The sequence below is a fragment of the Thermogemmatispora argillosa genome (assembly GCF_059696725.1).
On sequence record NZ_AP019377.1, the window covers coordinates 5,305,072 to 5,325,714 of the forward strand.

At 58.7% G+C, this 20,643-nt stretch carries 16 protein-coding genes and 1 pseudogene; 6 read left to right on the forward strand and 11 right to left on the reverse strand.

Annotated features, from left to right (window positions below):
• Nucleotides 1-277 precede the first annotated feature (277 nt).
• The 6 genes and pseudogenes from AC6H1L_RS20710 to AC6H1L_RS20735 all read right to left on the reverse strand — a co-directional run bounded on the left by AC6H1L_RS20710 (nucleotide 278) and on the right by AC6H1L_RS20735 (nucleotide 6,743).
• Entirely contained in the window at nucleotides 278-997 is a 720-nt protein-coding gene (locus AC6H1L_RS20710) for an ABC transporter ATP-binding protein (RefSeq protein ID WP_497599349.1), read from the reverse strand.
• A gap of 80 nt (nucleotides 998-1,077) precedes the next feature.
• Nucleotides 1,078-1,371 carry an ABC transporter ATP-binding protein C-terminal domain-containing protein gene (locus AC6H1L_RS20715; RefSeq protein WP_497601579.1) on the reverse strand — a complete coding sequence of 98 codons (294 nt, stop codon included), beginning with the start codon at nucleotides 1,369-1,371 and terminating at the stop codon, nucleotides 1,078-1,080.
• Between the two features lie 6 nt (nucleotides 1,372-1,377).
• Nucleotides 1,378-1,959: pseudogene (locus AC6H1L_RS20720) on the reverse strand (ABC transporter ATP-binding protein); the annotation flags it as partial.
• Nucleotides 1,960-2,045: 86 nt separating this feature from the next.
• The gene (locus AC6H1L_RS20725) at nucleotides 2,046-4,043 is read right to left on the reverse strand and encodes a branched-chain amino acid ABC transporter permease (RefSeq protein WP_497599350.1); all 1,998 of its coding nucleotides are present in this window, start codon (nucleotides 4,041-4,043) and stop codon (nucleotides 2,046-2,048) included.
• Between the two features lie 46 nt (nucleotides 4,044-4,089).
• A complete protein-coding gene (locus tag AC6H1L_RS20730) occupies nucleotides 4,090-5,043 on the reverse strand; it encodes a branched-chain amino acid ABC transporter permease (protein ID WP_497599351.1) in 954 nt (317 codons plus the stop codon).
• Between the two features lie 374 nt (nucleotides 5,044-5,417).
• On the reverse strand, nucleotides 5,418-6,743 hold the full coding sequence (locus tag AC6H1L_RS20735) for a branched-chain amino acid ABC transporter substrate-binding protein (protein WP_497599352.1): 1,326 nt from the start codon (nucleotides 6,741-6,743) through the stop codon (nucleotides 5,418-5,420).
• A 585-nt stretch (nucleotides 6,744-7,328) separates the two neighbouring features.
• Here AC6H1L_RS20735 and AC6H1L_RS20740 point away from each other — a divergent pair.
• Both AC6H1L_RS20740 and xylB read left to right on the forward strand, forming a co-directional pair.
• A complete protein-coding gene (locus AC6H1L_RS20740; protein ID WP_497599353.1) occupies nucleotides 7,329-8,393 on the forward strand; it encodes a sugar phosphate isomerase/epimerase family protein in 1,065 nt (354 codons plus the stop codon).
• 172 nt (nucleotides 8,394-8,565) lie between these two features.
• Complete coding sequence (gene xylB, locus AC6H1L_RS20745; RefSeq protein WP_497599354.1) at nucleotides 8,566-10,113, forward strand: xylulokinase; 1,548 nt, start codon at nucleotides 8,566-8,568, stop codon at nucleotides 10,111-10,113.
• 200 nt (nucleotides 10,114-10,313) lie between these two features.
• Here xylB and AC6H1L_RS20750 read toward each other — a convergent pair whose 3' ends face one another.
• Complete coding sequence (locus AC6H1L_RS20750; protein ID WP_497599355.1) at nucleotides 10,314-10,616, reverse strand: hypothetical protein; 303 nt, start codon at nucleotides 10,614-10,616, stop codon at nucleotides 10,314-10,316.
• A 140-nt stretch (nucleotides 10,617-10,756) separates the two neighbouring features.
• Between AC6H1L_RS20750 and AC6H1L_RS20755 the strand changes: the two genes are divergently transcribed.
• Nucleotides 10,757-11,440, forward strand: coding sequence for a thiaminase II/PqqC family protein (locus AC6H1L_RS20755; protein WP_497599356.1), 684 nt, complete (start codon nucleotides 10,757-10,759; stop codon nucleotides 11,438-11,440).
• Nucleotides 11,441-11,637: 197 nt separating this feature from the next.
• Here AC6H1L_RS20755 and AC6H1L_RS20760 read toward each other — a convergent pair whose 3' ends face one another.
• From AC6H1L_RS20760 to AC6H1L_RS20775, 4 genes are all read right to left on the reverse strand, one after another.
• Nucleotides 11,638-12,498 carry a class I SAM-dependent methyltransferase gene (locus tag AC6H1L_RS20760; protein WP_497599357.1) on the reverse strand — a complete coding sequence of 287 codons (861 nt, stop codon included), beginning with the start codon at nucleotides 12,496-12,498 and terminating at the stop codon, nucleotides 11,638-11,640.
• A 200-nt stretch (nucleotides 12,499-12,698) separates the two neighbouring features.
• Nucleotides 12,699-13,466 carry a 3-oxoacyl-[acyl-carrier-protein] reductase gene (gene fabG / locus AC6H1L_RS20765; protein ID WP_497599358.1) on the reverse strand — a complete coding sequence of 256 codons (768 nt, stop codon included), beginning with the start codon at nucleotides 13,464-13,466 and terminating at the stop codon, nucleotides 12,699-12,701.
• 296 nt (nucleotides 13,467-13,762) lie between these two features.
• Nucleotides 13,763-15,643 carry a pentapeptide repeat-containing protein gene (locus tag AC6H1L_RS20770; protein WP_497599359.1) on the reverse strand — a complete coding sequence of 627 codons (1,881 nt, stop codon included), beginning with the start codon at nucleotides 15,641-15,643 and terminating at the stop codon, nucleotides 13,763-13,765.
• 319 nt (nucleotides 15,644-15,962) lie between these two features.
• Nucleotides 15,963-16,865: an IclR family transcriptional regulator gene (locus AC6H1L_RS20775; protein WP_497599360.1), complete on the reverse strand. Its 903-nt coding sequence runs from the start codon at nucleotides 16,863-16,865 to the stop codon at nucleotides 15,963-15,965.
• Between the two features lie 518 nt (nucleotides 16,866-17,383).
• Between AC6H1L_RS20775 and AC6H1L_RS20780 the strand changes: the two genes are divergently transcribed.
• The 3 genes from AC6H1L_RS20780 (at nucleotide 17,384) to AC6H1L_RS20790 (ending at nucleotide 20,471) form a co-directional block, all read left to right on the forward strand.
• Nucleotides 17,384-18,475, forward strand: a complete 1,092-nt coding sequence (locus tag AC6H1L_RS20780) for an amidohydrolase family protein (protein WP_497599361.1) — start codon at nucleotides 17,384-17,386, stop codon at nucleotides 18,473-18,475.
• Nucleotides 18,476-18,630: 155 nt separating this feature from the next.
• Nucleotides 18,631-19,440 (forward strand): iron-sulfur cluster assembly protein, encoded by an 810-nt coding sequence (locus AC6H1L_RS20785; RefSeq protein WP_497599362.1) that lies wholly within the window; start codon nucleotides 18,631-18,633, stop codon nucleotides 19,438-19,440.
• Nucleotides 19,437-20,471 carry an NAD(P)-dependent alcohol dehydrogenase gene (locus AC6H1L_RS20790; protein ID WP_497599363.1) on the forward strand — a complete coding sequence of 345 codons (1,035 nt, stop codon included), beginning with the start codon at nucleotides 19,437-19,439 and terminating at the stop codon, nucleotides 20,469-20,471. Before AC6H1L_RS20785 ends, AC6H1L_RS20790 begins: the two co-directional genes overlap by 4 nt.
• The last annotated feature ends 172 nt before the right edge of the window (nucleotides 20,472-20,643 follow it).

Below are 20,643 nucleotides of genomic sequence, written 5' to 3' on the forward strand. Positions count from 1 at the left end.
GACAGCGACCGTATGCCGCGCCGGCGTCTATAATCATAGCTATGCACCATAGACAAGCTGTCCCTTTCTTCTCTTCTTACTGTCTGTAAGATCCATAGGGGGGACTAGGCCACCGATCCAGCCTTCTTCTTAACGAAGCGGCCCATACAGCCCCAGGAAAGTCCTCCTGATGGGGCTGTATGGACCGAACCGTTGCCTTGTCTTCCATCCATAATAATGAAGAGGCGAAGCCAGGGAACAGACTCTAAAGAGGCCTGCTGGCTAGAGCGGCTATGCTTCAGGCGCCACCAAGGTAAGCCTGCCGCACCAGGTCGTTCTGCAACAGATTAGCCGCGGTGTCGCTGAGCACAATCTTACCGGTCTGCAGGACATAGCCGCGATCAGCCAGACTCAGCGCCATCGAGGCATTCTGCTCCACCAGAAAGATCGTCACGCCCTCCGAACGGATACGCACGATCGTCTCAAAGACCGTCTCTACCAGAATAGGAGAAAGACCCATCGAAGGCTCATCCATGCACATCATGCGTGGGCGCGACATCAAAGCGCGAGCCATAGCCAGCATCTGCTGTTCGCCGCCTGAGAGCGTCCCGGCGATCTGCTTCAGGCGCTCCTTAATACGCGGGAAGATCTGGCAGACATGGTCAAGGTCCCGCTCAATCTCGGCCTTATTGTTCCGTATATAGGCGCCCATCTGCAAATTTTCCAGCACGGTCATGCGCGGAAAAATGCGACGTGCTTCGGGGACCAGGGCCAGGCCCATGCGCACGATGTCACTCGGGGCCCGATGATCAATCCGCTGCCCATCGAACAGAATCCGGCCCCGGCGGGGGCGGACCAGACCGAAGATCGTCTTCATCGTGGTAGTTTTCCCTGCGGCATTGGCCCCGAGCAAGCAGACGATTTCGCCGCGGCGCACCTCCAGATTAATATCGTGGAGCACCTGGATGGGGCCATAGAACGTGTCGACATGCTCCAACTGCAGCATCACATCACTCATCGTGATCTCCCCCCCCAGCTAGCAGATTGGAGAGCAGCGAACAGCAGCAGTAGCAGCAGAGCGCATGGCCAATCACTCTCTTACTCATGGTGGTTACTTGCCTCCCCTTCGGGTTGGCGCCGGAGCGTCACCTGCCATGTCTGGCGCACGGAAGTCGCCGCATTGCCGAGATAAGCGGTAATTACCCGCTCGTCGCGACGGACCTCATCGGGCAGCCCCTCAGCGATCTTGCGTCCGTAGTCGAGCACGGCGATCCGGTCAGAGATGCCCATAGTCACCATTAGCTTATGCTCGATCAGCAAGATCGTCAAATGCAGCTCATCGCGAAGGCGGCGGATATACTGCACGGCCTCCAAGGTCTCTGCCTCGTTCATGCCGGCGGTTGGCTCATCGAGCAGCAGCAACTTAGGACGTGAGGCCAGCGCGCGGGCGATCTCCACGCGGCGGCGGTCAGCATAGGAAAGATTAATCACATACTCATCCTGGCGATCAACCAAATGCTGACCGAAGAAACTGAGCAGCTCAATTGCCCGTTGGCGGGCTGCCTCCTCCTCCTGTTTCACCCAGGGGGGACGGAAAACCGCATCCAGAATTGAGGCTTTCAAGCTCAGATGCTCGCCCACCAGTACATTTTCCAGAACCGTCATATTATTGAACAAACGAATATTCTGGAACGTGCGTGCGATGCCGCGCTCCACCACCTTATCGGGGGACAGCTTCCTGAGAGGCTGGCCATCAAAAAGGATCTCCCCCGACGTGGGCTGGTAGATGCCCGTAATCAGATTAAAAACCGTTGTTTTGCCCGCGCCATTAGGCCCGATGATGCTCACAATTTCCTGAGGATAGACGACCAGGTCCAGATCCTGGACCGCAGCGAGGCCGCCGAACTGCTTCGTCACCTTCTTCAGCTCTAGCAAGGGTTGGCGCGTGGACTGAGGGACCTCCTCATGCTCAGCAGTCATGATCGCAGCCTCCAGTAAGGACGAAACCGATGTTTGACAGCATGCATCTCCATCTCTCTCACTTGCTCACCGCTAGGAATCACTATTCACTCGACACGCATCTCTGACTCAAACCCGGGAGCGCCGGGAGGAGTATCCAGCGAGGTAATCTCCACTCCCTCGGACTCGGCGCGGTGCAACTCACGACGTCGGCGCGTACTGGGAATCAAGCCCTCTGGCCGGAAAATCATCAGCAAGACCAGGATGATCCCAAAAATCAGGTTACGAATATTGCTGAACGAGAAATTAGGGATCACCTGGAGAATCTGGGCATAGATCGGGTGAATGATACTGCTAGGATCATTCCCCAGAGCATCAAGCTGCGGCAGGACCAGAACATTGATGGCATAGACCGCCAGCGCGCCGACGACCACGCCAGGGATACTGCCCAGGCCGCCAAGGACTACCATAGCCAGATAGATCACCGAGTCACTAAAACTGAAGTTGCCGGACGCAACCGTACTCAGCTTGGCGGCGTAGTAAGCGCCAGCAATCCCAGAGAAGAAAGCCCCGGCGGCAAAGGCCAGCAGCTTTGTCCGTGTCAAATTGATGCCCGAAGAGGCAGCGGCGATCTCATCCTCGCGCATCGCGATCCAGGCTCGTCCAATGCGCGAGTCCCGCAGACGTAGATTAGCTACCAGCACAAGGGCAATCAGCACCAGAATCAGATAGTAGTACGGCTCCGAGGTTGAAACGCTCCAGTGGACCCCGAAGAACGCCGGCGAGTAAATACCCGTCAGGCCATTGGTACCATTCGTATACTTATCCAGGTTTTGGACCACGATGGGGATGATCTCGCCAAAGCCGAGGGTCACAATGGCCAGATAGTCGCCGCGCAAGCGTAGAGTTGGGGCACCTAGCAAGACGCCCCAAAGAGCGGCGATCACGGCAGCCACGATCAGCATCGGCCAGAAGAGCCAGGGCCAGATGTCAGGGTTGATATGAATCCCTGTCAGTACCGTCAACTGAGGTGAGCCGACCATAGCCCAGACATAGGCCCCGATCACAAAGAAGGCCACGTAACCCAGGTCCAGCAAGCCAGCGAAACCAACCACGATATTCAGTCCCAAAGCCAGGATCACGTAATAGCCGGCATTGCCATAGTTATCCAGACGCGCATCCGTGCCCGAGCCGAAGAGGAAGGGATCGATCATCGGATAAAAGAGCAGCAAGGCAACGAGCAGCAGTATGTAGAAATTGCGCGCGCCTGTGCTGCGCAGAGGCAGATCGTTAGGAACCAGATCACGAGCCTCCTCACGGGCGCGGGTAGCGGATAGCAGACGCAAGCGGCGTGTACTGACTGCTGCGCCGGAGCGATCGCCATTACTACCGTTGCCATTAGCCTGGACCGCATGGCGTAGCGCGATCCGGCCTCCCACGCCTCCCAGTAGCCAGCCAGCCACTGGCAGCAGCACGCTGCGCAGCACGATCCAGACCAGGAACACCAGCGAAGCCTGACCATACTGGCCAGCGAAGTAGAAGAGCAGGTCAGCGAGCAGCCAGAGCAGAGAGAAGGAGAGGGCGAACCAGAAGCTGCCAAGGCGAGCGCGCGTCATCAAGGTTGCGCGCATCTCGGCGTCGAGCACTTTCAAGCTTGGCAAAGGGGGGAGGGGAGCAGGCGGGCGGAAGCGCTGCACAAGCTGGCGCCCATAGTAGTAGATAGCCCACACCACTACCGAAGCGGCCAGGCCCACAAAGAGGTTGGCGGTAGCTGAGATCAGCAGAATCGGTACCACCGTGAAGAAAAACATCGAGATCCACAGATCCAGCATGCCCTGTCGCCCGCTATCAGCGGCCACCAGGTAGCCGACCAGCCCCAGAATGATGCCATAAAAGAGCAGCATAAAGAGGCCGGCGCCCAGCGTCGAACCTGAGAAGTTCCCAGGGACGAAGATCGCCAGCAAGGCAGCATTCAAAATGGCCTCGCCGCTCCAAATGAGCGTAAAGACAAGGAGCGGTACCAAAAAGGCGACGACCCATTTCACGAGCAGCCGGCGGGTCTCGCCTGTCTGTGGCAGGATCTGGGAAGGGACCAACATAGCCATCGTATTCTACCTCTTATAGCAACGTGCGTGTGTTCACGCTTCGTGGCTAGACCTTTTCTGCTAGCTGTTGCCCAAGAAGGCCAGTGGGACGGAAGACCAGGATCAAGATCAGGATAGCGAAGACCACGGCATCCTGCCAGGCAACACCGCCGTGCGGTAAACCGAAGGGAAGATCGCGATCAGGGATATAGGTCACCAGGGCGCGGATCAGACCGATCGCTAGACCGCCGAGCATAGCGCCAACGAGATTGCCAATGCCTCCCAGTACGGCGGCAGTAAAGGCGAACAGCCCCAACTCGAAGCCAATGTAGAAGGAAGTGTTGTTCGTCGAGAGCAGGTAGACAAAGCCGCCGGCTCCAGCGATACCGGCGCCGATCAGAAAGGTGATGGCAATCACGCGATCCACATTGACCCCCATCAAGGCCGCCGCCTCACGATCCTGGGCCACAGCGCGCATGGCACGCCCGATGCGAGTCCTGGTGACCAGCCACTGCAAGCCCACCATGAGCACCAGGGCCACGACCAGCACGATGATATCAGTATTCGTAATATCGACCGAGCCGAGGCTATAGTGGACCAGAGGGACCATGTAAGGAGCCGCCACGGGATTAGGGCCAATGATGGCCTTTGCGATGTCCTCTAGTGCCAGCGAAACGCCAATAGCCGAGATCAGCGGTGCCAGGCGAGGGGCATTGCGCAACGGACGGTAAGCTATCCGCTCGATGAGCACGCCGAGCAGGGCACAGACGACGATTGATGCCAGGCAGGTAATGACCAGCATCAGTAGCATGCTACCTAGAGGCATCTTAGTAACGTCGGACAGGTGAAAGACATTCAGGACCATGAACAGGCTCACAAGCGTGCCCATCATGAAAATATCGCCGTGGGCGAAGTTGATCAGCTCGATGATCCCGTAGACCATCGTATAGCCCAGGGCGACCAGAGAATAGATCGACCCGATGACAAGCCCTTCGACGAGCAGTTGTAAAAACAGGGTCATAGAACCTGCACCTCACCTTTTGCCAGTTTATGATACCAGCATCTGACGAGTAGGGGCAAGGCAAGAGAAAGCAAGCGCACAAGGATCACTACGTAGAGCTGGTTGGCTGATGGGCTGACACACTGCCTGACTGACTGGCTCTCTCCTGCCTTATCCAAAATGGTCGGCTGAAGTGGGCGATGAGGACTACAGAAACAGCGAACACTACTACAAGAGCAACAGGAGCCACAGGGACACCAGCCTGGGGAGAGTCTTCAGCCAACCGAGGACTGCAACAGCTACTGCGGCAAGTAGGAGTCTAAAGGGCAGGCCAGCGAGAGGCTGAACCAACCAGACGGGGCGAGCCTCACTGGCCTGCCTGCTCTTAGGCCGTATTACTGGACGGTAACGACTTCCTTGGCCACCAGATCTGGCTTGCCGTTCACATTGGCAACCTGATAGACAGTGAAGATCTTGTTCGTCGTATCGCCATTCTGGTCAAAGGAAATCTTGCCAGTAATACCGTTATAGGTGATCGTCTTCAGAGCGTCGATGACCGCCTGACGGAAGACCTGAGCCTGAGCTGCGTCGCTTGAATCCTTCGGCGTATGGGTCTTAGTCAGCGCCACCTTAATGGCCTGAATGAGGATATTCATGGCATCGTAGGCTGCGGCGCTATAGGGACCCACATCGCCGTACTTCGCCGTATAGTTCTTAATGAACGTCTGCGCGGCGGGGATCTTCGACACATCAGGCGCAGCCACCGTCATGTAGGCTTTGCCACCCGAAGTAACGATCTGCTTGTAGAAATCTGAACTACCGGTCAGACCATCGCCGCCCGCGAAGACTGCATTCTTCAACGCGGGGATAGTCATCATCTGCTGCTGGATCAACTGCCCTCCGGTCGAGTAGTTGCCGCCGAAGTAGATCACGTCGGGCTTGGAGGCTGCGGCTGCCGTCAGCAGATTCAAATAGGACGTAGTGCTCTTAACGCTATGGCTCTTGCCATCGATCACCGTACCGCCCAGCTTTGTCCACTCCTGGACAAAGTACTTAGCGAGGCCGGCGCCATAGGTCTCTGTATCATCGATGACGTAAGCCGTGCGCAGATGCAGCGTATTATAGAGGTAGTCCGCCATAGCGGGCCCCTGGTGGTCATCGGTGGCCGCGACGCGGAAATAGGTCACCTTGCCTGTAGGGCGCAGCTTGGGCACCAGGTCATTCGCGCCGGTGCAGCCCACATCGGCCCCTTCCTTCGTCAGACAAGGGTTGGTGTTCGCCGGGCTGATCATTGCCAGCGGGGCCTGATTAGCGATCGGCATTTCGGCCTGAGCCACGTTACTGTTGAGCGGTCCGACCACGCCCGCCACCAGAGCATCGCCAACCAGAGCCTTCATATTGTTCGCGCCCTTGGTCGGATCATGCACACCCGAGGCGCCAACGTCGTCCTGGGGATCGAACTGCAGCGTATAGCCGGGGATCACATGATTGGTATTGGCCTCATCAACGGCCAGATGCGCCCCGTTCTCTGTCGATTTTCCAATACCGGCATCTGCGCCGCTGACCGGAAAATCCGTGGCAACCTTAATGATGGTGGACCCCTGCGTCGTGCTGGTGCCCGTGCCTGTTGTCGTCGTACCGGCTCCGCAGGCTACCAGCATTGCTATCAGCAAGGGTATGCCCATCGTAAGAGCCATGAAGCGCAGCCAGTTTCTCTTCATGGAAGACAGCCTCCTTCGCAAATACCAGGTCTGCACCGCGCAAGGCGGGTGACAGCAGGGCGGTGAGCGCAACTTTTTGGGGAGCGCACAAATTCACCCCCTACGAGACATTACGCTATGGTCCTGGTAAAAACTCACACGGCCTTGCTTTCACCGTCCCACTATCCTTCTGCTGACGTAACCTGGATTTGCCACCAGCAGGATATGTGGCTTGCAAGATCAACCAGGCTGGTAGATGGGCTGATTATAAAGAACCCCGGTTTTCTCTGTCAATACCTTCTTTATGCTTCCCTTCTGGAACTTCTGTTTCACTCTGCTCTATACTTTCCCACAGCGCTTCAGGGGGCCTTCTGACCGCCTGGCCTCGCTGCGTGGCTCTACGGCGTGCAGTACACGCCGGCTCAGTCAGGCCGGCTTCTTCCTGCCTGATCCACCTCGTTAGGCTTGCCTTCCCATCGCCTTTTCAGGCGCGCCGGGTGTATACTTAAAGGTGGATCGGCGATTGCTTCCTGGGCAACGAGGGGCCAGACAAACACAACCGTACCGGGAGACAGTCCACCGGAATCTCATTCTAAGGAGGGAGCAGTGGAACATCAAGCCATCAAAAACAGCGTTGGGATCTGGGCCTTTGGCCCCAACGTCACCCGCTTTGTCCCGCCTGGCTATCACCCCGAGGTGGCCAACGAGGACATGGTAACGCGCACGAAGCGCGTGGTTGATGGACTGGCCGATCTGGTCGATGGCCTTGAATATCATTATCCTGGAGAGATCAATGAGGACACCGTCGAGGCCATCAAGGCCGCTCTAGGCCCGATGGACATCTATTGCATTGCCGCCGGCCTCCATACCGACCCCACCTATAAGCTTGGTGCCTTCATTAACCCCGATCCCGCTCTGCGCCGCCGTGGCATCGAGACGCTCAAGCGCGGTGTCGACCTGGCCGCTGCTCTGGGCGCTAATTTCATTATCTGGCCCGGAGCTGAGGGCTATAACTATAACTTCCAGCGCGACTACGCTCGCACCTGGGACCTCTTCATTGAGGGCGTGGCCGAGGTTGTCGCTCATGCCGCCTCCAAGGGCGTCAAGGTCTTTCTGGAGCATAAGAATAGCGAGCCTGCTATGAATATCCTGATGCGCAATATCGCCGCCTGCCTCTATACGATCGAGCGCATCGGGCGTCTGGGCGTTGATACTTCCCGGCTGCTCGTCAATATGGACTGGCAGCATCTGATTATGAACGGGGAGAACCTGGCGGAGTACGCCGCCCTCTTGCATGCTGAAGGGCGCCTCGGCCATCAGCATGCGAACTCTGGCTGGGGGACTTTTGACGACGATAACATGGTTGGCGCTTCTTTCTTTATGCAGACCCTGGAGCTGGCCATGACGCTGCAGGATGTTGGCTATGGTCAGCATGGCGAGCGAATCGGCTACGATCTCTATCCCTATACTGAGGATCAGATCGCGGCGGTGCGCCGCTCAGTGCTACAATGGGCCTTCATTGACGATCTGGCCCGTAAGATCGATCGCCAGGCGCTTGCTGAGGCGCGGGCGCGGGCTGATGCTGTCGAGGGCTACCGCATCGTCTACGAAACGCTGGGTCTGGATCAGGCCTACATCGATCGCATCATTCAGCAGCGGAAGAAGCGCTAGCGGCTGATCGTTCCGTGCCAGCAGCGGAGAGATCCTCGTCTCGTTTGACTGCGCCAGGCTCATCATCCAGAAGGGGGGCTATTCTACGCTGCCCTGGGGGCTGGGCCTGGTGTGGTCTGCGGACGAGAGTCCTTGCTCTGCTGACTGATCTGCTTTTCCAGGATGCATGCCAATGGATGCACTACTTGGTATTGATCTGGGCACTACTGGCGTGAAAGCGGCCATCTTTGATGCGGCGGATGGTCGGCCTCTGGCCTCCGCTTTTGTCGATTATCCGCTCTATCATCCGCGCCCAGGCTGGGCTGAGCAGAATCCTGCTGACTGGTGGCAGGCAACGCTGCAGGCGATTCGCACCTGCCTGGAGCAAGGGGCCAGGGCCGGCGTGCAGCCCAGCGACGTACGTGGCGTCGGGCTTTCCGGTCAAATGCATGGCATCGTCCTCTTGGATGAGGCGGCCCAGGTGCTACGTCCCTGCATCATCTGGGCGGACCAGCGTACCGAGCCGCAGTGTCGCTGGATGACCGAGCGGGTGGGGGCCGCGCGCCTCATCGAGCTGGTCTCTAATCCGGCTCTGCCGGGCTTCTCGGCGCCTAAGATCCTCTGGGTGCGTGAGCATGAGCCGGACCTGTTCGCTCGCGTACGGACTGTGCTCTTGCCCAAGGACTATATCCGCTACCGCCTGACAGGGACGATGGCAATGGAGATCTCCGATGCCGCTGGAACCTGTCTGCTGAACGTGGCTGAGGGAAGCTGGTCGCATGAGGTATTGGAGGCCATTGGGCTTGATCCTGCTCTTTTACCGGAGGTGGTGCCGGCGGATGCCGTCGCTGGTACGATCACTGAGGAGGTGGCTACGCTCACAGGCCTGCCGGCCGGTACGCCCGTTGCCGGTGGCGGAGCAGATAACGCCTGTGGAGCTGTAGGCAACGGTGTAGTACGGCCAGGTCTGGCCCTGGTCTCGATTGGTACGAGTGGAGTCGTGCTAGCGCATGCCGAGGCGCCTCATGTCGATCGCTCAGGGCCAACACCTCGTATTCATACCTTTAATCACGCTGTGCCGCGGGCCTGGTACCTGATGGGAGTGACTCAAGGGGCCGGTCTCTCGCTCCGCTGGGTACGCGATTATCTGGGCCTGCCTGAGCGTGCTCTAGAGCGCTGGACAGGTCTGGATGCCTATGAGTTGCTCACGCGTGAAGCGGCTGGGGCTCCGCCCGGTTGCGCGGGCTTGCTATTTCTCCCGTATCTGCAAGGAGAACGTACGCCGCACCTTGATGCCTATGCTCGTGGCGGTTGGATTGGCCTGACGGCTGCCCATGACCGTCGTCACCTGATCCGTGCTGTACTGGAAGGAGTGGCCTTTAGTCTCAAAGACTGCTTCTCCATCATTACCGCTCAGGGGTTGCAGCTAGAGCAGGTACGGGCCACGGGTGGCGGCGCAAAGAGTCCTCTCTGGCGCCAAATCATCGCCGACATCCTGGGCGTGGAACTGGCCGTTACCAATGCCAGCGAGGGACCGGCCTTTGGGGCCGCCCTGCTGGCTGGTGTGGCAGCGGGTATCTATCCATCGGTGGAGGCAGCTTGTGAGGCCACGGTCAGGGTCATCGAGAGCACTGCCCCCCAGCCCGAGCAGGTTGCGCTCTACGCCCGCTTCTATGAGCAGTATCGCAGCCTCTATCCGGCGCTGAGGACCGTCTTTCATGCCCTGGCCGGTCTCAGCTAGGTGGGCAGTTTGCTGCTCAGCGTGGCTGTGAGGCCTCTGGCGGCTCAGGACACCCCAACAGACGGCGCTTGCGCCAAGGGTCGAAAGTGGGCAAGCGCCAGGATCTGCAGCAAGCGCTGCGCCGGTCAAGGTCAACGCTAAGGCGACGGCCAGCATCTGGCGGAGCCGTTCTGGCGGCTGGCCCTGTACCGGCGCGCTCGCTAGCGCGTCACTCTGCGTCTCTGGCCGCTGAGACGGACAAGCTGTCCGAGCAGGGCGCAGAGTGACGCCAACAGCAGCAGAACGGTGATTCCAACGAAAGTGTACCATTCGCCGCTGCTGTCGAGCAACACATAAGCCACGGGCAAGAGCAGCAGACAGCTTAAGGCCAGCTCCAGACAGAAGCGGGCCAGGCTGGAGAAAGAAAGGCCGCGCTCCACAAAGCTGTCAATGGCCAGGCCCATGAAAATGACCGCGGCCAGGGTAAAGGCGAACAGTGGGATAAGCGTCAGCTTATCTAGCATGCTTCTATTCCCGCCTCCTCCCGATCCTGCTCAGGTGCGAGCATCTTGCGGCTGCTACACTGTAAGTGTAGCTGATCAGAGGCCTCTCTGACAACAGCCTGTCAGGGTGACAAGAGAAGAAACAGACAAAGAGACAGTCAATGGAATGGTTCGATCACTTGCTTACAGCAGACTTACCGGAGCGGGCGGCGCTACGCGCCCTTCGCGAAGGTATTCTTCGCCATCCCTTCTGGAGCGGCGTAGAAACAGGCACGCTTGCCAGGGAGAGGCTGGGCCTCTTTGCCCTGCAGGACTGGCTCATTGTCCAGGATGCCTATCGTCTTGATGGGTTGGCTATCGCACAGGCCGCTCCCGATCTAGAACTGCAGGAAATGCTGATCGATAAACTGGCTGCTAAAAAAGGCGGACCTGAGTTACTGATACGTTTCGGGGAGGCGGTCGGCGTACCTCGAACCGCCTTTGCCCGAGTCGTACCGCTAGCAGGCTGCCAGGCTCTGCTCAACTTCTTCTACTGGGTCTTAGAAACGGGCAGCCCTGGAGAGTGGCTCGTAGCGGTGGGGGCCAGTGAGGAGATCTTTGCCCGGCTCTGCCTGCGCGTCTATCCGGCGCTTCTCCATCATTATGGTCTGGAAGCCTCCCAAGCCGCCTTTTTCAGCGCCCACGATGCCATCGGTCAACAGATTACTCCTTTGCAGCGCTGGCTTAGTAGACAAAGCTTTGGGCCTGCAGAGCAACAGCGCCTCATTCGCGTAATGCGTCTCAGCTACGAATATGAAATACAATTCTACGATGCGCTGCTGCAGGCGCCGCTTGCCTCACCCTGAGTTGCGGCGAGACTGGTGGAGCCGCAGATCTTGAGGGTACTATCCAGGAGAGGCAACGAGCAGAGCCGCAGGCCCGTTCGGTCCGGTGCGCGACAACGGTGGGGAGGCGAAAGAAGATAGCCGAAGCAGCTCGCTGCACTGGCCTGGGAAAGACGAACCGCAGCAGCATGCTGCCTGCTTGCCTGCAGGCAGGCAGTTCAAGCGTCCTTCACGGCTACCATCTGAAGCCACATACGCGGGACCTCCTGCAGTCCAAGCTCCTGGCCGGCCTCGTAGACAGCCACTGCCAGCGCCTGGGCGCCAATGGGCAACGGCACACCTGGCAGTGCCCCCTCAATGAAGAGCCAATACTGACCCAGATCTTTCCAGGCATCAAGCGAGATCGACACCTGTGACTGCGTCATCTCCACACGGCTGAAGCCTCCCTCGCGGAAAAGAGCAGCATATTCCTCGGGAGTCAGCCACTGCATCGCCTGAGCCTTCGTCTCGCGTGAAGGGCGAATGTCTGGGTGCGTCTTGCGCAGCCAGCCCACAGCGCGGCGCGTCCACATGCGATAGAAGCGCTCGGTACCGGGGACATAGGTACCCTCGTAAAAGGCGCTGTTGCAGGCGAAGATACCGCCCGGACGCAGGATAGTGGCGATTTGACGGAAAGCGGCCAGTTTGTCGGCGACCAGATGGATAGCATTGCAGAAGAAGGCCATATCGGCATTTTGCACGATGCGCGGCAAATCTTCGCTTTCGCCCTGAACGAACTCAGCCTGCATGCCCAGGGCTGCCATGCTCTTGCGAGCCCTCCGCAGAGCCTCCGCTGAAGGATCAACGCCGATCAGGCGTGCCTGCCGTCCCTGGCGAGATAGCTCCTCAGCGATCAAGCGCGTAACGGCGCCGGTCCCGCAAGCCATATCGACAATGGTCAGCGGTTGCTCGTGCGATAGCTCTTTCAGGTGAGCCAGGGCTTGCTGCACGAGCGCTCGATTAATCTCGGTATAAAAATGGTGTGCGGCGAACGGTTCAAAGGTGAACTGGTTGGTTTCCTCGGTTTCAATCAAGCCCATCAGTTGAGCCTCCTGAGCTGGTGTCGGTGTTATTGAATTAGAGAAGGTTCGCCCCAAAATTGTTTCAGGCCACTGGGCCTGCGCTAAAAATCTTCCTGGCTGGCGCAGGAAGAGCTGGGCAAAGCAACGGAAAAGGAGGCCAGCAACAGAGGGGATGATAGAAACCGAGGAACCAGCGGAGAGAACAAGAGGCCGGCTAATTAGATATGCATAGCCATGCCTCCGTCGACGCAGATGACCTGGCCGGTGATGTAGCCGGCTTCAGGTGAGCAGAGGAAGCAAATAGCGGCGGCGACCTCCTCCGGAGTCCCGAAGCGACCAAGGGGGGTGAGATCGAGCATCTGCTTGCGCTGCTGCTCGGTCAGCTTAGCGGTCAGCTCTGTCGGGACGAAACCGGGCGCCACAGCGTTAGCCGTGATATTGCGGCTGGCCATCTCGCGCGCGGTGCTCAGCGTCAGCGCAATGATGGCGGCCTTCGAAGCGCTATAGTTAGCCTGGCCGGCGTTACCGAGGAGACCGGCCACCGAGGTCACATTGACAATGCGGCCCCAGCGTGCCTTCATCATCGAACGGAGGGCGGCGCGGGTACAGAGAAAGGCTGAACGAAGATTGATATTCAAAATATCTTCAAAGTCAGCAAGCGACATCTGCAGAATCAGCTTATCGCGTGTGGTTCCGGCATTATTCACCAGGACAGTAACCGGCCCCAGCTCACTATTGATCCGCTCAAAGAGCCGGCTGACATCTTCTTCCTGGCTAACATCCGCCTGGACAGCGATGGCGCGTCTGCCGAGGGCTTCGATCTGGGCGCGTACCTCCTCAGCAGCCTCAGCATGGCGATAATAGTTCACGGCGACATCAGCTCCCGCCTGGGCCAGACGCAGAGCCACTGCTCGCCCAATACCCTGGCTACTTCCGGTCACAAGTGCGATCTTGCCTTCCAGTGGCAGATGCTGTTCATTGGCCATAGAACGTCTACTCCTTGTCGAATACCTTGGCGTCCCCGCCCGTTTGCCGCTCTAGTATAGCATATTTGTGCCGCCTGTGAAGTGCCAGAATAGCTTGCTCCAAGCCGGTGCTGGGGAGAAGAGAGAATAAGCCAGGCTAAACTGACCCCAGACCGGCTAACAAGCGAGCTACTCAACGAGCGCACTCATAAACGAAGGGTGACGCAAGTAACCTCGCCCGTCTCGCTCCGCTCTACCCGGCGGACCGCAAAGTCGAGCAAGAAGAAAGGACCTCTTCCTTGCGAGCAGGCCCGTTCTCACGAGGAGGTTTGCTCCCCAGGAGCTGGTGACTTCTGCTTCAGCTGCTTCAGCGCGCGTAGCTCTTGGGTGTCAACGATGTGATCAGTGACCTGGGGATCAAGCAGGCTTTCTGCACTGGTGCGCTCCGACTGAGGCAGCGGATCAACCAACTGCTCAATGAAAGGCAAGGTATCCAGGGTAGGAACAGAGAAAGGCGTCTCTGGGACCTGTGGCAGCTCACTAGCAGAGGAAACAGTGGCTTCCTGAGTCACCTCCTCAGACTGACTACTGCCGGTAGTCGGCGTCTCGTAGGAGGTATCTGGGATGCGGAACGCAAAAGGAGTCGGCTTGATTGTAGCACCTTTCTCTAGGGCCTGATCGCTATCGCTGTCTTCGTCGGAACCTTCCTCTTGCGTAGAGAAGGCGGCCGCGCGCTCAACGGCCTCTTTCCAGGCGCGTTCCCAGGTGGAAGCCGTCCACGGCAGACTTGAAGAAGAGGGAAACTCCTCTTGCTGGTCGAAGCTCTCAGCCGTGTAGGGCGAGGTTTCTCCTCCCTCTGCGGGCGTGTGCTGTGCTTCCTCATCGGCAGCGAGTGAGGAGCCAAAGTGCTGAGGCTCGGCCTCTGGGCCTGCTGTGAAATTCAAGGAGACGCCACCGGCTGAAGTCTCAAGCGCCTTCAGCCAGGCAGGAATCTCAGGTTGCCGCCCAGCCGGAGGCTCCTCCATCATATAGGCCAGACTCTCGGGCGAAAAATAGTCTTCCTCAGTGTTCTCGGTAGCCTGCTCGACCTCATCACCGGCTGCTGGCGCCGCCGGCGCATCCTCTGCCTGCTCCTCTTCAGGCGATGGGGAAGCGGCGATCGAGGCCACCTCAGACAATGGATGAGCGGTGAATGAAGGCGAAACAGCAGGCGGTGTCGATGTCTCCTGATCAACGGGCTGGGCCGTCCCTGGCGCAGTGACAGCGCTGGCAAAGGAAGAGGCGGCCTCTTCCACACGGTTGGGGGAGCTGGATCGCTGACTGCTGGAACTGACGGAGCCAGCGGTAGGAGCGGCCTCCACTGCTGAAGCAGAGCTTTCCTGAGCACGCGGGCGTAAGCTACTGCTACCCCCTGTAGAAGGAGCAGGACGCTCCGGAATAATTCTCGTTGGACGAACTGCCGGCATGCGCGGCGAGGTCTCCTCCACCTCAACCTCGCTGCGGCTCTGCGGACCAAGAATAGCTGAGCGTAGTTGCTCCTCTGTCAGGCTATAGACGTTATCCAACCGAGCCCCTGTCAGATTTGTCTGATGCAAATCAGCGACCAATAAGGTGGCCTCGCTCAGATTGGCATCGCGCAGATCGGCGTAGGAGAGATTCGCCCCTGTCAAATTTGCCCGGGTCAAGTCTGCGCCTGCCAGGCAGGCGCGCGAGAGATCGGCCATCGAAAGATTAGCACCTACCAGGCGAGCCCCACGCAGATCAGCGCGCCCTAAGTAACGATGGGAAAGATCGCGCTGCGAAAGATCAGCCTTGTAGAGGTTGGCGGGCCGCCAATGGGCAGGCATCGCCGCCCCTTCTTCTGCCGCCTTCGAGAGAATGGGCGTCTCATCCACGCGGGGTAGACGCGCAAGCTCCAGCTCCACGCCGAACTGATTGATGGCCTGATTAAGGCGCTCCTCATAGGCCTTGCGTAGCTGCTCAACCTGATTGGCCAGGCTCTGTTTCTGGGCGGCCATCTCGCGCTGCTGCTTTTGCTCCCAGACCTGACGGCGTGCCTCCTCTGCGCGTTCCCAGGCGGCTTGCTGCTTGCGGACGCTCTCGATGAACAGGCGCTGAACACGCAAGCCGAGGAAGACTCCCAGGCCCCCTGCCAGCACAAAGACGATAATGCCCCCGATAATCAACGTTTCGACCATAGCACTAGACTCCTGGCTTGATCTCTCTTCTCCGCACTATTGTGGATGGTAGCAGCTCCTGTGTCCCTTATTATAAACAACTACGTACGTCCCGGTCTATTTTTGTCCATTCACCAGGACTTTTGCGAGGGAAGAGCAAGCGGAGGGCTGGACGCCGTAGGAAAGGCGAGTAGCCGGGTAGGTATAGGTAGACTAAGCCTCTCTCCCTGAACTGGCGGAGAGACAGGCCAGTCAGCAAGGTAGGGAAACGAAGAGAGTCGCGCCACTCGTCCACGGGTTCCCATCCTCTCCAGCGATCTAGCCAGCGCGGCATGAGCTGTCAATGCTCACACTCACAGCGACTGATCCGGCGCAGCTCGGCGCTGGCCTGGTGAGCTGCGCGCAGAACCTGGGCAGTAAGCCACTCGCCGCGGCGAGAAAGCAGATCGCAGCGAAACGAGAGAGCGATGGCCGCTGTCACCCGGCCTTGCGCATCTCTAACTGGGGCTGCCAGACAGGCCGTGCCCGCGTGCAGCTCCTCGCGATCAACACTGTAGCCCTGGCGAGCAACGCTGTGAAGCTCCTCGCAGAGAAGAGAGCGTTCAACGATCGTCTGCTGGGTCAGACGGACTAGCGTATGACGAGCAAGGTAGTCCTCGACGAAGGTTGGAGGGCTGTAGGCTAAGAGAACTTTCCCGAGGGCATGAGCGTGAGCCTGACCACGGTAGCCGACATAGATGCCAGGAATGCGCTCAGCGTGAGCCGGCTCAACAATGGCCTGTAACTCCACCTCGCCGTAGCGCCAACTGGCCAGATAGGCTGGCTCCTGGCAGCGTTCGCTCAGACTGTGGAGGATAGGACGCAAGCGTTGCAAGATCGAAGGCCCGTGAGCCGGCGCTGCTATGGCTGACCAGCGCTCCTCTGGCTCTGCGCCTGGCCAGTCCTGACTGAGGGTGCGCAAATAGGCATCGTTCAAGTACGGTATCTGCGGACCAAGCACATAGTGACCGTTAGGCAGGCGCTCGACGTAACCAGCCGCTGCCAGCGTGTTCAGGCAGTGATAGCAGGTGCTGATATTCAGGTGGAGCAGGCTGCTCACGGCACGCGCGGTCAGTCCACCAGGAGTGCTGGCAATCAGGTTCAGGATAGCAAGCACGCGCTGTGCGGAGCGCAGAATATCGCGCTTAGGCTCGGAGGGTGACGAGGCCGAGGCCTGAAGGTGGGCGTGAGAGTGGTTAGCCATGACTCTGTTGCTCCTTTGCGCAGGTGGGGACGTTTGTCGTGGCGACCTGGTTATTAGAACGCGTCCCCTGAAGCGGGGCACTCCTTTACCTGGGATTATACTGAGCAGCGTCTCTGTGTCAAGCAGAGTAAGACACGATTTCAAATAATGAAATCCTGATCTACACACTGATACGGTTTTATGCTATGCTGGCAGCGTAAGCGAGTGGGCTGGAACTACTCGATGTCTGGCGTGGACTGGCTTAGATCCACTTGAGTGGCCGGGCCAGTCTGCGTCGGCCCGGTCGCAGCGCAGACCGCGGCAGAAGAAGGCAGCAGCAAGCCAGAAGAGGCACCTGTTTTGAAGACATAGGCAGCGTCGTGCGTTCTGACTCTCTCGTTAGCTCATGTTCTTAACGCATCCAGCGGAGGAAACGGCTGAGTTTGGCCCTAGAACGAGGCCGTATGAGCCGAGCGAGGAAGTCACTGATTGACTGGCTGGGTCGCCGCTGACCCACTGGAGACAAAGGAGGCCTGCTGATGTTCCGCACCTCGACGGGCGAAGAAATCTTTATCATTGACGCCCATACCCACCTCTGGGATGCCAGTCCCGCCAATCAGCGCAACCAGTACGGGCGTGGCTGGATTGACTGTTTCTATGATTATCATCGGAACCTTTCCCCGGCTGAGTATGTCTGGCCACTGAGTGACTTCGAGCGCTACACTCCCGAGCGCATGGCCCACGATGAATTCGTCAAGGGCTATGTTGATATGGCTATTCTCCAGCCCACCTACCTCACTGAATTCTTCATCAATGGCTTCAACACCATCGAGCAGAACAGCGTCATGAAGCAGCGCTATCCCGAGCGCTTTATCCTCAACGGCGCCTGGGATGCGCGTGATGGTGATGCTGGCCTGGAGTATCTGCGTCGCCAGAAGGAAGAATGGAACATCAAGGGGGTCAAGCTCTACACGGCAGAGTGGCGCGGCTCTTCCAAAGGCTACAAGCTCTCCAGTCCCGAGGCGTACCGCTATCTAGAGGAATGCGCTAAGCTGGGGATCACCAATATTCACGTGCATAAAGGCCCGACCATTTACCCGCTCAACCGCGACGCCTTCGATGTGGCCGACGTGGACGATGCCGCTTCTCACTTCCCAGAGCTGAATTTTATTGTCGAGCATGTCGGCCTGCCGCGCCTGGAAGACTTCTGCTGGATTGCCGTTCAGGAGAAAAACGTCTACGCTGGTCTGGCTGTAGCCCTGCCCTTTATTTATCCGCGCCCGCGCTACTTTGCCGAGATCATGGCTAATCTGCTCTTCTGGGTCGGACCCGACAAGATCCTCTTCGGTAGCGACTACGCCATCTGGGAACCTCGCTGGTTAGTTGAGCGCTTCATGGCCTTCGAGCTACCGCAGGATCTCAAAGAGGAGTTCAAGGTTGATTTGACGCTTGAGGTAAAGCGCCAGATTATGGGATTAAATGCTGCAAGACTCTATGGTATAGATCCAGAGGAGCAACTCAAGAAGTTGCGGAACGACGAACTGGCCAAGCAGGCGGCTAGTTCAGAGGGCCTGAGTCCATCGCACGCGAATGCAACCGGCAGCTCTACCACAGCTGAGACGGGCGCCTGAGCTGAGGCCCTGACCGAAAGCGGCCAGGCTCCAGCCTGGTTACTGATGACGGCGAGAGCGACCGTGACAAAGGCAGGCTGTGACCTGGCCCATCAGTGAGCCGGCGCGTTTAGTGGCCAGGCTCTGCCGCTGACGGAATGGAGAGGAGAAGAACCATGCCGATCCAGGATGCTGTGAGCGCGCCCCCTGTCAGGCCAGAACAGATCTGGGCGGCCATTGCAGATGTGCTTGATCCCGAGTTAGATACCCCGCTGGTGCGCCTGGGCTTTATCGATCGCATCGAGGTCAGCGGCGCGGAGGTGCGCATCTTTTTGAAGTTACCAACGTTCTGGTGTGCGCCCAACTTCGCCTACTTGATGGCTTCCGACCTGGTCGAACGGGCCAGAACTGTGCCGGGCGTGACCAGCGTTCAGGTACAGCTACTTGACCATTGTGCTGGCGAGGCCATCTCGGCGGCGGTCAATCGTGGTCTCAGCTTTGCCGCCGCTTTTCCCGATGAGGTCACCACGGACAGCGATCTGCAAGAATTGCGTCGCATCTTCTTGCGCAAAGGGTTTCTGATGCGTCAAGACCTGCTGCTGCGTCGCCTGCTCCGGGCTGGTCTGAGCGAGGAGGCCCTACGGACTCGACGCCTGGAAGATCTCTCTTGGGATGAGGGGGACGATGTGGCTCGCCTGAGTCTGCCAGGGGCCACCCTGCAGCTACCAGCGCTAGGCAAAGCTGCCAGGGCTTATATTGAACGGGGCCAGGCGCTGGGATTGTTACGGGAGGGCTGTCCCCTCTTTGTCGACGAGCACGGGGAGCCTATACCTGCCGGTGGGTTACAGAGCTTTCTGCGTCGCCTGCGCTCTGTACGTCTGAGCTTGCTCTTCAATACCGCCATGTGCAGTGCCCTTTTCCGCACCCGTTACCAGCATGCCAGCGCAGAGACAGCGCATAACGAGGAAGGAGAGGATTCCCTATGAAAGCCGTTCGTCTCCATGCCTACAATCAAGCGCCGGTAGTTGAGGAAGTGGCTGAGCCGACCATCAGCGGCCCTTTCGACGTCATTGTGCGCATTGGTGGAGCCGGCCTCTGCCGCACTGATCTGCACATTATCGAAGGGCAATGGGCCGAGAAATCAGGGGTAAAGTTGCCGTACACGCTCGGCCACGAAAACGCTGGCTGGGTGCATGCCGTCGGCTCAGCGGTCAGCAATGTCAGCGTCGGCGACACGGTGATCGTGCATCCGCTCATCACCTGCGGTTTCTGCCGGGCGTGTCGAGCTGGGAACGATATGCACTGTGCTAACTCAGCTTTCCCAGGGATTTCGACCGATGGTGGTATGGCTACTTTCCTCAAAACGACGGCGCGCGCCGTGGTCAAGCTTGATCCCTCGCTGGCTCCCAAGGACATTGCCGCTCTGGCCGATGCCGGTCTGACGGCCTACCATGCCGTCAAGAAGGCTGTGCCTGTGCTCTACCCTGGCACCAAGGCGGTGGTGATCGGCGCTGGTGGGCTGGGCCATATCGGGGTTCAATGCCTCAAGGCGCTGACCCCTGCCGACGTGATTGTGGTTGACAAGTCGGCAGAGGCACTAGAGCTGGCGCGCGGCTGGGGGGCTGATCACACAGTGCTGGCCGATGGCCAGGAAGTGAGCCGAGTACGCGAGATAACCGAAGGCCAGGGGGCCGAAGTGATCCTGGATTTCGTAGGCGAGGGCGGCGCTGTGGAGAGCGGGATCGCCATGCTGCGCCGTGCCGGCTACTACTATGTCATCGGCTATGGGGGCCGGCTGGTTGTGCCGACGATCGATATTATCTCAACCGAGATCAACTTTATCGGTAATCTGGTCGGCACCTATAATGATCTGGTCGAGCTGATGGCCCTGACTGCGCAGGGGAAGGTCCGCCTACACACGGCGGTCTATCCGTTAGAAGCAGCCCTTGATGCCATTCACGACCTGGAGAGTGGGCGCCTGCATGGGCGCGGCATTCTGGTGCCAGAAGGCTCCTGAGAGGGGACCAGCCGCTGACCAGGCGCCGACAAAGCAGGAGAGAGGGGATCGGTCAGCGGCCTATCATCATGCTGGGAGGCCAGCCTCTGACCGGTCCCCTCTCCTTTTGCTTGACAAGGCAGACTTGGGTCACCTTCTCAGATAGAGAAGCCGGGCCTTAGTACTGGCGGGG

Excerpts from the sequence above, each read along its gene's own strand:
- AC6H1L_RS20710 (WP_497599349.1), bottom strand. The coding sequence starts at position 997 with ATGAGTGATGTGATGCTGCAGTTGGAGCATGTCGACACGTTCTATGGC.
- AC6H1L_RS20715 (WP_497601579.1), bottom strand. The coding sequence starts at position 1,371 with ATGAACGAGGCAGAGACCTTGGAGGCCGTGCAGTATATCCGCCGCCTT.
- AC6H1L_RS20725 (WP_497599350.1), bottom strand. The coding sequence starts at position 4,043 with ATGGCTATGTTGGTCCCTTCCCAGATCCTGCCACAGACAGGCGAGACC.
- AC6H1L_RS20730 (WP_497599351.1), bottom strand. The coding sequence starts at position 5,043 with ATGACCCTGTTTTTACAACTGCTCGTCGAAGGGCTTGTCATCGGGTCG.
- AC6H1L_RS20735 (WP_497599352.1), bottom strand. The coding sequence starts at position 6,743 with ATGAAGAGAAACTGGCTGCGCTTCATGGCTCTTACGATGGGCATACCC.
- xylB (WP_497599354.1), top strand. The coding sequence starts at position 8,566 with ATGGATGCACTACTTGGTATTGATCTGGGCACTACTGGCGTGAAAGCG.
- AC6H1L_RS20750 (WP_497599355.1), bottom strand. The coding sequence starts at position 10,616 with ATGCTAGATAAGCTGACGCTTATCCCACTGTTCGCCTTTACCCTGGCC.
- AC6H1L_RS20755 (WP_497599356.1), top strand. The coding sequence starts at position 10,757 with ATGGAATGGTTCGATCACTTGCTTACAGCAGACTTACCGGAGCGGGCG.
- AC6H1L_RS20760 (WP_497599357.1), bottom strand. The coding sequence starts at position 12,498 with ATGGGCTTGATTGAAACCGAGGAAACCAACCAGTTCACCTTTGAACCG.
- fabG (WP_497599358.1), bottom strand. The coding sequence starts at position 13,466 with ATGGCCAATGAACAGCATCTGCCACTGGAAGGCAAGATCGCACTTGTG.
- AC6H1L_RS20770 (WP_497599359.1), bottom strand. The coding sequence starts at position 15,643 with ATGGTCGAAACGTTGATTATCGGGGGCATTATCGTCTTTGTGCTGGCA.
- AC6H1L_RS20775 (WP_497599360.1), bottom strand. The coding sequence starts at position 16,865 with ATGGCTAACCACTCTCACGCCCACCTTCAGGCCTCGGCCTCGTCACCC.
- AC6H1L_RS20780 (WP_497599361.1), top strand. The coding sequence starts at position 17,384 with ATGTTCCGCACCTCGACGGGCGAAGAAATCTTTATCATTGACGCCCAT.
- AC6H1L_RS20785 (WP_497599362.1), top strand. The coding sequence starts at position 18,631 with ATGCCGATCCAGGATGCTGTGAGCGCGCCCCCTGTCAGGCCAGAACAG.
- AC6H1L_RS20790 (WP_497599363.1), top strand. The coding sequence starts at position 19,437 with ATGAAAGCCGTTCGTCTCCATGCCTACAATCAAGCGCCGGTAGTTGAG.